Genomic DNA, 12519 nt, shown 5'->3' on the forward strand with positions numbered 1-12519 from the left:
TCTCCTATTTCGTCAGGCTGTCAGGTTACGCGGGATCAACACCCGAACCTTGGTTCCGGCGCCGACCTCGCTTTCCACCTCGATCCGCCCTTTGTGGGCCTGAACGATCTTGTAGGAAATCGCCAGCCCCAGCCCGGTGCCTTGCCCGACCGGCTTGGTGGTGAAGAAGGGATCGTAAATCCGTTCCAGGTTTTCCGCCGGAATGCCGCAGCCATTGTCCTTGACCTCGATGACGAACATGTCGTCCTCGATGGCGGTGCCGACGGTGATGATTCCCTGGTCGGGGATGGCATCGACGGCGTTGGCGATGATGTTCATCACCACCTGGTTCAACTGACCGGCGAAGCAGGCCAGTTCGGCCTCGGGGCCGTAATCGCGGACCAGTTCGATGCGGTTGCTCATCTTGTGGCGCAGGAACAGCAGCACCGATTCCAGCGCCTCGCGGACATCGATGGTCTTGAACTCGCCCTCGTCCAGGCGCGAGAAGGTGCGAAGCTTGACCACCAATTCCCGCACCCGTTCCAGGCCTTGGCCGGTATCGACGATGCGCGAGCGGGCCTTTTCCAGCCGGCCGCGCGCCGCTTCCGGCAAGGAATCGGCCGCCTCGCCCAGCACCGTGGTCAGCCAGTTCTCGATCGAGAAGACGTTGGACAAGGCGAACGATAGCGGGTTGTTGATCTCGTGGGCGATGCCGGCGACCAACTGGCCCAGCGACGCCATCTTTTCCGACTGGATCAGATGGACCTGGGTTTCGCGCAATTTGCGGTTGGCCTCTTCCAGCTCGGCATTGGCCTTGGCCAGCCCTTCCGCCAGGGCGGCGCGGGCTTCCATCGCGTCTTTCTCGGCGGTGGCGCGCAGCGCTTCCATCTCGCGCAGGCGGAACTCCTCGATGATCCGCTGGTTCTGTTCCAGCAGGAACTTGCGGCGCAACAGAGCACGCAGGCGGGCGCGCAGCACGCTCATCTCGGTCGACTTGCCGACGAAATCGTCGGCGCCGGCTTCCAGGGCGCGGGCGACGTTTTCCTTGTTCTCGTAAGCCGACAGCATCAACACCACCAGCGGTGATTCGACGTCGGTCCGCTGCTTGGTCAGTTGCTGGCAAAAGGCGATACCGTCCATTTCCGGCATCACCATATCGACCATCACGCAATCGAAATCCACCTCGTCCAGGTGACGCAATCCGTCGGCGGCGCTGCCGGCCAGGGTGACCTCGCAGCCCTCGTCGCGCAGCTCGGCGGCCAGGCTTTCCCGATAGGTGTTGCTGTCATCGACGATCAGCACGCGGGCGCGACGGAACATCGAGCGGGCGGCGTCGGGCACGGTGACATCGCGAACCGAGCGGCGCAGCAGATTGTGGACCCGCAGCAGCAGGATTTCGGTGTCTTCCGACTTCGACACGAAATCGTCGGCGCCGGATTCCAGTCCGTGCAACTCGGTGGTCTGGGTCTCGTCGGCGGTCAGCATCAGGATCGGAATCGAGCGCGTGCCCAGATTCATGTGGATCTGACGGCACAATTCGTCGCCCTGGATGCCGGGCAGGTGATAATCGACGATGATCAGGCTGGGCAGCAGCCGGTTCATCTCTTCCAGCGCTTCCTCGCCGGAATAGGCGCAGACACTGGAGAATCCGGCATTTTCCAGCACCAGTTGCAGGCGCAGCGCCTGGGTCGCCGAATCCTCGACCACCAAAATCAATTCGCCGTTGGAAGGATGGCTCATGACTTCTCTCCGCTCACCAGGCGAATCAGACGAGGCCCGATGTCGGGCAGAGGCAGCATTTCCTTGACCGCGCCCAGCTTGGCGGCGGCGGCCGGCATGCCATAGACGACGCAGGTGCTTTCATGTTCGGCAATGGTATGGGCGCCGGCCTTGTGCAGCGCCGCCATGCCGTCGGCGCCGTCGCTGCCCATGCCGGTCAGCACCACGCCGATGGCGCGCCGGCCCAGGTCGCGGGCCATCGAGGCCAGCAGCACCGATCCCGACGGACGTTGGCTTTGCACCGGCGGATCATCGACCAGCGCCAGGCGGCCATCCTTCAGCACCATATGGCGATCGACCGGCGGCACATAGACGGTGCCGGGTACCGGCACTTCGCCCGCGGCGGCGATCTTGACGGCGAACGGGGTGACGCCGGCCAGCCACGACACGAACCCTTCCAGGAAGCTGGCGGTGATGTGCTGGACCAGCAGCACCGGCAGCGGGAAGCCCGGCCCCATGCCGCCCAGCACCTGGGTCAGGGCCTGCGGCCCGCCGGTGGACGACACGATGCCGACCATGGCATAGCCGTCGGCCGGGCGACGCGGGCGCACCTCGACCTGCTCGGCGGTGCCGAACGACAGGCCGCGATTGATGCCCTGACGGACCACCCGGACCTGGCTCATGATCGCCAGCTGCGTGCACAGGCGGCTGGCCATGCCCTCGAAGGCGACGTTGGTGACGCCGACCGGCTTTTCCACCACCGCCAGGGCGCCTGCGCGCAGGGCGTTCATGGCGATGTTCAGTTCGTCGTCATCGACATTGGCGGCGACCACCACGATGGGGGTCGGCCGGCGCGCCATGATCTGCAGCGTGGCGTCCAGCCCGTTCATGCCGGGCAGGCGGATATCCAGCGAGATGACGTCGGGCTGCAGGCTGTCGAGCAGTGCCAGGCCCTCTTCGGCGCTTTCGACGGCGGCAACCAGGTCGAAGCGGCTGTCCGAGCCGATGATGTGCTTGAGCAATTCGCGGACGACCAACGAATCTTCGACGATGAGAACCTTGATCTTTTTCATAAAATCTGCCCGATCGTGTCGAGGAGTTCCCTCTGGTCGAATTTGCGTTTGACGACATAGGCGTCGGCGCCCAGCGCCAGGCCGCGCTCGCGATCTTCGCGCGCTTCCAGCGACGACACCAGGATCAACGGAATTTTCTTGAGCACCGGATCGGCCTTCAAGGCCTGCAACAAGCCGAAACCGTCCAGGCGCGGCATCTGGATGTCGGAAATGACCAGATCGACATGCTCGGCCCGGACCTTGCCCAAGGCTTCCAGCCCATCGACCGCCAGGCGGACGATATAGCCGTGCGCTTCCAGGATGCTTTTTTCCAGGGTGCGGGTGGTCAGCGAATCGTCGACCACCAGGATCACCGGAATGCGCGCCTCGGGCGGCTTTTCGACGGTGGTGAGTACGCGGGTGGTACCGGATTTGCGGAAGGTCTCGACGATCTCGAACGGATTGAGCACCAGGGCGACGGCGCCGTCTTCCAGCAATATGCCGCCGGCGACCATGGTGCCGATGGCCGCCGGCACACCGATATCCCTGACCATCGCCACGCGAATCGACAGGAAATCATCGACGGCGACGGCGACGCGGCGCTCGCCATGCTTCAACACCACCAGCGGCACGACGTTGCGGCTGACCGTCACCGCCGTCTCGCCCAGGGCCAGAAGGTGGGCCAGGGACAGCAGCGGCAATTGCTGGTCGCTTAAGAAGACCACCGACTTGCCCTCGACGGTGCCGACGCTTTCCGAGGCCACCCGGTGCAGCCGGTCGATGCCCTCGGTCGGCAGGGCATAGGTATGACCCTGGCAGGCCACCAGGAACAGCCGCTGGGTCGACACCGACAACGGCACCGACAGGCGAAAGCGCGTGCCCGTGGGCTGGCGCTCGGACACCTGCACGGTGCCGTTCATCATGGTGGCGGTCTCGCGCACCACCGACAGCCCCATGCCGCGCCCCGACAGGTCGTTGACATCGCGCGAGGTGGAAAAGCCGGGATCGAAGATCAGATCGATCAGGGCCTGACGCGGCAGATCGGCCGCTTCCTCCACCGAGAACATCCCCTGCCCGACCGCCTTGGCCCGAATGGAATCGTAACTGATGCCGCGGCCGTCATCCTCGACCACCACCGCCAGGCGGCCGTCGCTGACCGAAAAGGACAGGCCGACGATGGCAGCCGGCGGCTTGCCGGCGGCGACACGCTCGGCCGGGCGTTCAACCCCATGCGCCAGCGAGTTGCGCAACAGGTGCATCACCGGGTCCTTCAGACCCTGCAGCACCATGCGGTCGGCTTCGACATCCAATCCGTGCACCTGGACATCGACCTGCTGGCCGGTATCGCGGGCCAAATCGCGCACCATCTTGCGAAAGCCGGCGAACACGCTGTCGGCCGGCACCATGCGGGCGTCGCGGACCTCTTGCTGCAACTCGGTTCCCAACTGGCGGGTGGCCCAGCCGTTCCTTTGCTGCAGCCGGCGCGAGCGGCGCGCCTCGCGGGCGACGACGCGCAATTCCTGTTCCCACGCCTCGGCCTGGCGGTCCCACGCCTGGGCGCGATCGTGATCACCCAGGTCGCGGGCCATGCTGCCGGCGAACTTGCGCAGGCGGCGCCATTCCTTGTCCATCTCGGTCAGGCGACGATCGACGTCTTGCAAGAAGTCGGTGACCGTGCGCTGGTTCATGCTTTCGGTCAGCAATTCGTTCGAGGTGCGCAGCAACCGGTCGAGATGGACGGCGCGCACCCGCACGGTATCCTCGGCCTGGACGGCGACGCGCGGCGGCTCGGGCTCGGCACTCGGCTGGGGGGCGCTAACCGGTTCGGGCAGGGCTTCGGGTTCAGGAACGGCGGCGGCGGCTGCGGCGACGGCGGCCTCGATCTCGGCGGGAACCGTGGGCACCGCAGGCGCCGGCGGCGGATCGTCGGACAGCGACAGCAGGGCTTCCAGCGCGCCGATGGCCGGCCCCATGTCGGGCGGCTGGGTGCCGCCGGCGAAGGCGACGACCCAATCCTCGACGGAATCCAGAGCATCGGCGATGCGGGCAGCCAGTGGTGGATCCATGACCACCGCCCCCGACCGCAGCCGGGTGAACAGGGTTTCCAGCCGGTGGGCCATCTGCTCGACCGGGGCCATGTCGACGGCACGTGCCGCGCCCTTCAGCGAATGGGCACGGCGAAAAATCTCGTCCAATTGCGGCGAGCCAGCCCCGTCTGCGCGCATCGCCAGATCGACGATGAGCTTGCGGATAACCCCCAGGTGTTCTTGGTACTCGACCTGGAAGGCGGCCAGCAATCGTTCGCGGATGCCGATCAAAGCCGGTATTTCTCCAGGGTTCGGGCCAATTGTTCACCCAGCTTGGTCAACTCGACCGACGAGCGTTCCAGATGCGCGGTGGTGGTGGCTGTCTGCTGGCTGGCCTGGCGGATCTCGTGCAGCGCCTGGGTCACCTGTTCCAGGCCGATCTGCTGCTGGTTGGTGGCACCGACGATCTGCTGGAAGGCATGCACGCTGTCTTGGATGTTGGCGGCCATCTGGCGGATCACCTGTTCCGACAGATCGGTCCGCTCGCGGCCGGTTTCGACGCGCTTCAAGGCCTCTTCCGTCAGCATCACCGAGGTATTGATGCCCTTCTGGGTCTGTTCCAGGATGCCGCGCACCTGACCGGTGGCTTCCTTGGCCTGGTCGGCCAGATTCTTGATCTCGTTGGCGACCACCGAGAAGCGGCGGCCTGATTCGCGGGCATCGGCGGCTTCGATGGCGGCGTTCAGCGCCACCAGGTTGGACTGCTCGGCGATGTCGTTGACGGTAGCGATGATCTCGCCCACCGCCTGGGTCCGCTCGGACAAGGTGATGATGTTCTCGGCCACCGTCTCGGTCTGCTCGCGGATGGCTTCCATCCCTACGCTGGCGTCATGCACCGCCTGCAAGCCGGCGGTTCCGGAAACGGCCACCGCTTCCGCAGTACCGGCCACCTGGCGCGAGCGCTCGGCCACCTGCTTGGACGACAGGTTGATTTCCTCGACGGTGGTGGTGATTTCCTGCACCGCCGCCGCCTGCTGCTTGGTGCCGGCCGCCTGTTCCTGGGTCGAAGTCAGAATCTGGGCCGCCGCCAGGGTCAGGCTGTCGCAGACGCTCCGCGACTGCTGGGCGATCTCGCGCAGGCTGAACAGCATCTCGTTGAAGGATTCCTGCAGCTGGCCCAACTCGTCGCCCGAGGTCACCTTTTGCGGATCGATCCGCAGATTGCCCTTGGCGATTTCCAGAGCGGCGTCGGCGCACCGGGCCAGCGGATCGACCATCTGATGGCTGATCAGCCACGAGATGCCGATACCGCCCACGGCAGCCACCATTCCGGCGATCACCTGCCAGATGATGGATTCGGTGATGTGCTGGTCGGTATCGCGGCCGAACTGCTTGACCGCCTGGTCGGCGCTTTGCAGCACCTGAATTTGGACGGCCAACACCTCTTTCAGCTTGTCGATCCGGCGCGGGTCGGTGCCCGGCAGGGCCAGATAGCGACCGCCCTCGGTTTCCAGCTGACGCAGCAACGCCGATTGTTCGGTCAGCCGCGCCCTGGTGTCCGAGCTTTGGGCTCCGGCCACCATCACCCGCAGCCCGCTTTCCGGGTTCATCAAAACCGAACCGCCATCGGTCAGCGCCGCCAGGCTTTCGCGCATCAGCCGCATGGTGCCTTCGTGATCCGAGGCGATTCCCTGGGCCGCCAGGATCACCTCCTTGGCGTATTTCTGCGACAGCATGCGCTGGCGCCCGGCCAAATCGGTGACGGTGCCGAAATCGCGCTGGCTGCCGATGGAATAGGCGGAAAGCCCGATCAGCCCGGCCAGGACGCCGGTGAACATCACGGCGACCACCACGAATTTGTGGCGGAGCCGAATGGTTTTCCACAGCGAGAAATTGCCAGAATTCATCGGAGCGTTCCTTCAGGTGACACAGGAATAATCGGGGCGGCGCGGACGCAGGGCGTCGAGCGCCAGAATCTGGTGCGAATCGAGCAAGATCACAGTGTCGGCGGTGATGCCGGCGATGAAGCGCTGCGGCAGGCCGTTGCCGGCCTGGTGCGGCAGGGTCATCTGGTCGGGGTCGAACAGGCGGATGCGCAGGACCTCGTCGACGCGCAGGCCGACCTCGCGCCCGGGGCCGCGGATGAAGATCACCGACATCGGCGCGTCGGGAGCCGGATCGGGCAGGCCCAGCATGTCATGCAGATTGACCACCGGCCGGATCTCGCCGCGCACGTTGGTCACCCCCAACAGGTGGCGCGACTGGCCGGGAACCGGGCTGGTCTGCTTCAAGGGCATCACTTCGGTCAACACGTCCAGCGCGATAGCGTAGATTTCGGCACCGATCCGTACGCAGAGCGCCGCCTGGCCGGCGGGTGCCGGCTCGGACTCGGCGCGCGGGCTGGCCAGCCGCTTGGCCCGCAGCTTCAAGATCTTTTGTGCCAGTGCCGCGTCGTCTAAGGTCATGACGACCCGATCAGCTTAAGATGCATCTCGACACTCTCGCGCAGTTGCGATGCGGTCAAATCGTCGCCGTCCTCGATCGGGTGGTCGTCTGGCAAATCAGCCAACAAGGCCAGCACGTTGCGAAACGATCGACGCGCGCCGTTGTTGTCGTCCCCCCGGGCCAGAAACAGCCCCAGGTGATAATGCGGCAGAACGGCCTTGCGGTCGAGATAGATGGCGCGACGCAAAGCGGTTTCGCACCCGGCACCCTCGCCCAGTTGTTCCAGGATCAGGGCGCGCAACAGGTGAAGGCGCCAATCCATGCCCGAGGCGGCCAGCAGCGCGTCGCACGAGGCCAGCGCCTCGTTCCAATGTCCGGCATCGGCCAGACGGCGAACCTTGGCCGCCCCTTCCGCCGGTGGAGCCACCGGACGAAGGCCCATGGGCGCCGCCTTTTGCCGCGCGGGCGACGGTCGCCGGACCGGAGGCAGAGGTGCCGGCCGGCAGGGCGATGGCGCGGCCGGCACCGTCAACGGCCGGGGCGCGACCGCCATTTGCGGTGGTTCGGCCGTCTCGGGCCGATCGACCCGCTGATACAGCACCGCACCCGGCACGTTGACGGTGCGGAAGTCGCGGAACAATTCCATGTTGGGCTCGGCGTGGCCCATGATCAGCCAGCCGCCATCCATCAGCGCTTCGCGGAAACACGGCACCAGCTGGGCCACCGTCTCGGGGCTGAAATAGATGATGACGTTGCGGCAGATGATGATGTCGAAGGCGGCGATGTTGTCGACCAGCGACGGGAAGCGGTTGCGGGTCAGGTTGTGGTACTGGAAGGTCACCAGCGAGCGGAACTGGCTTTTCAGCACCCAATGCTTGCCGACCTTGTCGAAGCATTCGCGGCGGATGTCGTCCGGCGTGGTGCGAAAGGCCCATTCGTCGTAGCGGGCCTCGCGGGCGCGGGCCAGGAATTTCTGGTTGATGTCGGTGGCGATGATCGAGATGTGCCAGTCGGCCAGCTTCTGGCCGAACTCGCGCTTGAGCATGATGGCCAGGGTGTAGGGTTCGGGGCCGATCGAGCAGCCGGCGCTCCAGATGCGCAGGCGCTTGAAGGTCTGATTGCGGGCGATCACGTTGGGCAAGATGGTGTCGCGCAGCGCGTCGAACTGTTCCTTGTGGCGGAAGAAATAGGTCTCGCCGATGGTCAGTTCGGCGACCAGCGCCTCCATCTCGCCGCCATGGCCCGGCTCGCGCTCCAGCAGGTTCAGATAGCTGGCGCAATCGGACAGCTTGCACGCTTCCATGCGGTCGGCGGTAATGCGGGCCAGATCCTCGTCCTTGTCGGAATAGAAGGCCATGCCGGTGGAATTGATCACCACCGACTTCAGCCGCGCAAAAAAAGGATCGGCCAGCAAGGCGGCCATGGCTTCGGTGATCACGTCAGCTCTTCCGCCAGATCGTCGAGCCGCTTGGACAGTTGGCCAAGATAGTCGAGGACGCGCTGGCGTTCCTCTTCCAGCAGGATCTTCGGCCAGGACAGCAAGGGTATGGCTTGCTCGCAGATTTCCAGCTGCGCCTCGACGCAGCCCTGGAACGTGCGGGTCTCGTCGATCGGCAAGACCCGGCAGGCCGACAGCGGATAGACGCCATCGACATGCTGGACCAACAGCCCCATCGGCACGGCCCGCTCCTTCATGATCAGGATCGAGGAATCCAGGCCGACCGAAAACGGTTCAAGCCCCAACAGCAGATCGGCGCGCAGCACCGTCACCGCGACACCGCCCAGATTCAAGATTCCCTGGACGATCGACGGCATCCCCGGCGGCTTGGCCAGCCACGGGATCGGCACCACTTCGGCGACGTATTCGACGGAAGCCGCAAAGGGCTGATCCGACACGTTGAACACCACGACCGAATGGGCGTCGTCGCTCATCACCCCCCCCTAAGACAATCCAAAGGCGTCGGCCAGCAAACGCACGCCTCCGACGCCGGCGCCGATCACCATCAGGCCGACCAACGCGACCAGAGCCAAGAACACCGCCAGCACGCCCCGATGGTCGATGAAGAAATGAATCAGTGCCAGATGCAGGCGCTCGACGGTGGTGCGGTCGCCATACAGCATGCGGTCCAGCCGCGAGGTCTGCTGCGCCAGCCCACCCTGTTCCGGCGCCGCCAGATGGTCGGCCAGCTCGACCCGCCAGCCCTGCAGGCGGTCCATTGCCGCCGGGCGCGCCGGAAACGGCGCCAGTTCCTGACCGGCCTTGGCGGCGATCTTGTGATGGCGTTCCAGGAACTCAACGGTGAAGTCCAGGTGGGCCTGAGCGGCCGCCGATTTCGGGGCGTAGACGCACACCGGCAGGCGCGAGGCCGCCGCCTCGATCACCATGTTGTCGCGGGGGATTTCCGCCCCATAGACCGTGCCGCCCAAACGGGCGCGAATCAGGTCGCTGATCTTGCGCGCCGCCTTGTGGCGATCGTGGATGGTGAACAGCACGCCTTGCAGCAGCAGCGCCTTGTTCAGTCCTTCCTGCACGTACTTGATCGACGGCAGCGTGCGCAACAGCCCGTCATTGGCGTAGGGCGTGGCGGTGACCGGAATGATTACCGCGTCGGCGGTGGCCAGGGCGTTGATCGGCAAGATGCCCAGCGCCGGCGGGCAATCGATGATGATGTAGTCGCAATCGATCGAGGCATGGCTGACGATGGTGGAAAGCGTTCGCTGCGAATCCTTCAGCTCGGACAGCTTGATCTCGATGCCGGCCAGCGAATAGGTCGAGGGGATCACCCGCAGCCCCTCGAAACGGGTCGGCAGGATGACGTCTTCCAACTTGGCGGCGCCGATGAACAGATCGTAGATGCCTTGGCGGACATTGGGATCGATGCCCAGGCTTTTGGTCGAATCGCCCTGGGAATCGAGGTCGATGACCACCACCGACTTTCCATGCGCCGCCAGACAAACCGCCAGGTTCGTGCTGGTGGTGGTCTTGGAGATGCCACCCTTCTGATTGAATATGGCCACGATGTACGGTTTCATGCCGTCCAACACCACCCTCGCCCGTCCGCCACCCCGGCGCCAGGGGCCCCACCGAAACCGCGCAGCCCCCAAGCTTACGCGGTCCTTGCGGCCCGAAGCAACCAACCATGCCGCCCCGCAAGGGAAAATCCGATGGGATACGGCAAAAGCTTGGAGGCGGTCGATCTAATCAAACCCCATACAATGCATACGATTCCAACCATTACCAAAAGATAAAGGCGCCGCCAGAACACCTCCGGCGACGCCCTTTATCCGGGAAAATCGGCTTGTGTGGTGATTTTGAAGTTCGCGTCAGAATGATGATGCCGAAATCACCACACAACCCCATGAATTAGTGGCCTGCTTATCCCAGAAGTTCGCATGCGGACTTCTGGGGCAGGACACGAGCGATTACGGATAGCAGCCGGCCATGAACAACTGAGCATCGTGGACTTTGACCCAGGTTTGCTTGGGGGCCAGTTTCTTGGTCTCGGGGTGGGTCCAGGTGTACTTGGCCCAACCGCCGCTGGGGGTTTCCTTGCCGACGCGGATCATTTCCTGAATGATCATCACGCCGTTGGTGTCCTTAAGCGCCGGCAGCGCCGGATTGTCGATCAGCTTCGGATTGATGGCGTGCACCTTGAAGATGCCGTCCATGGTGCTGACGATGACGTACAGCTCGCCGTTGACCCAGTCCTTGTTGTCCTTGTTCATGAAGTCGGCGAACGACTTTTCCTTGCCGGCCGTCTTGTAGTGCGCGATCGACTTGTCGACCAGGGCCTGGGCCGACATGCATTCGTCGGCATTGGCGGCACCGGCGGCCAGGGTCAGCCCAAGGGCTGCGGCAATCCCAATAATCTTCTTCACGATATCCCCCTATGGATGTGGATGGGTGAACGGCTGGATCAGGCCGTCCGCAGACGGTGGACCAGACTGTCGACCTCGGATTGCAGGCGGGCGAACTCGCCCACCAGCCCCTCGGTGGTGGAATGGACATTGGCGGCGGCGGCGCCGACATCCTCGGCGACGCGGCGGACCTCGCCGATGCCGTCGCTGACGATGCGGGTGCCGTCGGCGGCCTCGCTGACCGAGGTGCTGATCTCGCCGGTGGCGCGCCCCTGCTCGGCCACCGCGCCGGCGATGGCGGCCAGGGCCTCGCTGACCCGGCCGATGGTGGCGACGATGCCGTCGATGGCGCGCACCGCTTCGTCGGTGGCTTCCTTCATGGCGCTGATCTCGCCGGCGATCTCGTTGGTGGCGCGCGCGGTCTGATTGGCCAGGCTCTTGACCTCCTGGGCGACCACGGCGAAGCCCTTGCCCGCTTCACCCGCACGGGCGGCTTCAATCGTGGCGTTCAGGGCCAACAGGTTGGTCTGGCTGGCGATGTCGTTGATCAGCTTGACCACCTCCTGGAAATTGTCCTCGGCGGTCCACATGAAGGACACGGCGGCGGTGAAGTCCAGCGCCTGCATCGACAGGACGTGATGGGTGTTTTCCTTGTAAAGGGCCAGGGCCTTGTCAAGCTTGCCCAGCAACTGCGCCTCTTCGGCCGACAGTTCATAGCCCTTGCGATAGGCCCCGATCGAGGATTCGGCGGTGGCGACGGCGCCATGGAAGGCGCTTTCGACCTTGTCCATCTGCTTGGCATCGACGCCGGCGGCGTTCCAGGTCAGCAGCCGGTACAGGTCGGAATGGGCGGCCTGGATGACGCCGGACAATTCGGCGGTCTTGACCGATTTGGCGAAGGCGATATCGGCGATGTCGTCGAGCGCACGCTCCTGCTTGGCCAGCCCCATCATGCCGACAATGGCGATCACCACCATGCCCAAGGTCGCCACCACCGGAATGACCGCGATCTTGGCACCGATCCGGACGTCGTCGAATACGCTCATATTCCCCCGCACTGCTGGCCGCGCTTCGTATGCACAGTTCTACCGACTCATTGGGCGAAACCAAAGCGGGACTTTGCTATCTTTAAGAATGTAGGTTATCCACCCCACCCCCAATGATCATATGGAATACCAAACACCACCGTCACACGAGGGCCGGGCGCTTGCGCTTCGGCGCCTCCTCGCACGAGACGCGTTCGGACTCGGCCGCGGTCAGATTGCGGCCGTCGCGATAGGCCTTGATCACATGGTCGGCGGCATCGGCGCCCTCGGCGATGCCGCGATCGAGATTCGACCACGACCAGTCGTAATTGACGTTATACCGGCGAACCTACGAAATGACCTGCTGGACCCAGGGCTGATAGCAGAGGCTTTTGACCCTGTCGCTGTCGGCGA

10 protein-coding genes are annotated in these 12519 nt (G+C 64.6%); all 10 read right to left on the minus strand.

Translation table 11 applies throughout. The features are described 5' to 3' along the window. Window positions 1–12 precede the first annotated feature (12 nt). Window positions 13–1719, minus strand: a complete 1707-nt coding sequence (locus A6A05_RS02045) for a response regulator (protein ID WP_068496973.1) — start codon at window positions 1717–1719, stop codon at window positions 13–15. After that, complete coding sequence (gene cheB / locus A6A05_RS02050) at window positions 1716–2771, minus strand: chemotaxis-specific protein-glutamate methyltransferase CheB (protein ID WP_068496975.1); 1056 nt, start codon at window positions 2769–2771, stop codon at window positions 1716–1718. Before cheB ends, A6A05_RS02045 begins: the two co-directional genes overlap by 4 nt. Further along, on the minus strand, window positions 2768–5068 hold the full coding sequence (locus tag A6A05_RS02055) for a hybrid sensor histidine kinase/response regulator (protein ID WP_082910619.1): 2301 nt from the start codon (window positions 5066–5068) through the stop codon (window positions 2768–2770). Before A6A05_RS02055 ends, cheB begins: the two co-directional genes overlap by 4 nt. Next, on the minus strand, window positions 5065–6684 hold the full coding sequence (locus A6A05_RS02060) for a methyl-accepting chemotaxis protein (RefSeq protein ID WP_068496977.1): 1620 nt from the start codon (window positions 6682–6684) through the stop codon (window positions 5065–5067). Before A6A05_RS02060 ends, A6A05_RS02055 begins: the two co-directional genes overlap by 4 nt. Before the next feature lie 12 nt (window positions 6685–6696). After that, window positions 6697–7242, minus strand: a complete 546-nt coding sequence (locus A6A05_RS02065; protein ID WP_068496979.1) for a chemotaxis protein CheW — start codon at window positions 7240–7242, stop codon at window positions 6697–6699. Further along, a complete protein-coding gene (locus A6A05_RS02070; RefSeq protein WP_245644138.1) occupies window positions 7239–8660 on the minus strand; it encodes a CheR family methyltransferase in 1422 nt (473 codons plus the stop codon). Before A6A05_RS02070 ends, A6A05_RS02065 begins: the two co-directional genes overlap by 4 nt. After that, window positions 8657–9154, minus strand: coding sequence for a chemotaxis protein CheW (locus A6A05_RS02075; protein WP_068496981.1), 498 nt, complete (start codon window positions 9152–9154; stop codon window positions 8657–8659). The genes A6A05_RS02070 and A6A05_RS02075 overlap by 4 nt, the downstream gene beginning before the upstream one ends. A gap of 9 nt (window positions 9155–9163) precedes the next feature. Next, complete coding sequence (locus A6A05_RS02080; protein WP_068496983.1) at window positions 9164–10255, minus strand: ParA family protein; 1092 nt, start codon at window positions 10253–10255, stop codon at window positions 9164–9166. Window positions 10256–10645: 390 nt separating this feature from the next. Further along, window positions 10646–11101, minus strand: coding sequence for a cache domain-containing protein (locus A6A05_RS02085; RefSeq protein WP_068496985.1), 456 nt, complete (start codon window positions 11099–11101; stop codon window positions 10646–10648). A 38-nt stretch (window positions 11102–11139) separates the two neighbouring features. After that, window positions 11140–12126: a HAMP domain-containing methyl-accepting chemotaxis protein gene (locus A6A05_RS22035; RefSeq protein ID WP_082910620.1), complete on the minus strand. Its 987-nt coding sequence runs from the start codon at window positions 12124–12126 to the stop codon at window positions 11140–11142. Window positions 12127–12519: the final 393 nt, after the last annotated feature.

This window comes from Magnetospirillum moscoviense (genome assembly GCF_001650635.1).
Lineage (GTDB): Bacteria > Pseudomonadota > Alphaproteobacteria > Rhodospirillales > Magnetospirillaceae > Magnetospirillum > Magnetospirillum moscoviense.

Bases quoted from the DNA above. Each gene is read 5' to 3' on its own strand.
- A6A05_RS22035 (WP_082910620.1), bottom strand. From the start codon at position 12,126: ATGAGCGTATTCGACGACGTCCGGATCGGTGCCAAGATCGCGGTCATT.
- A6A05_RS02080 (WP_068496983.1), bottom strand. From the start codon at position 10,255: ATGAAACCGTACATCGTGGCCATATTCAATCAGAAGGGTGGCATCTCC.
- A6A05_RS02065 (WP_068496979.1), bottom strand. From the start codon at position 7,242: ATGACCTTAGACGACGCGGCACTGGCACAAAAGATCTTGAAGCTGCGG.
- A6A05_RS02075 (WP_068496981.1), bottom strand. From the start codon at position 9,154: ATGAGCGACGACGCCCATTCGGTCGTGGTGTTCAACGTGTCGGATCAG.
- A6A05_RS02045 (WP_068496973.1), bottom strand. From the start codon at position 1,719: ATGAGCCATCCTTCCAACGGCGAATTGATTTTGGTGGTCGAGGATTCG.
- A6A05_RS02060 (WP_068496977.1), bottom strand. From the start codon at position 6,684: ATGAATTCTGGCAATTTCTCGCTGTGGAAAACCATTCGGCTCCGCCAC.
- cheB (WP_068496975.1), bottom strand. From the start codon at position 2,771: ATGAAAAAGATCAAGGTTCTCATCGTCGAAGATTCGTTGGTCGTCCGC.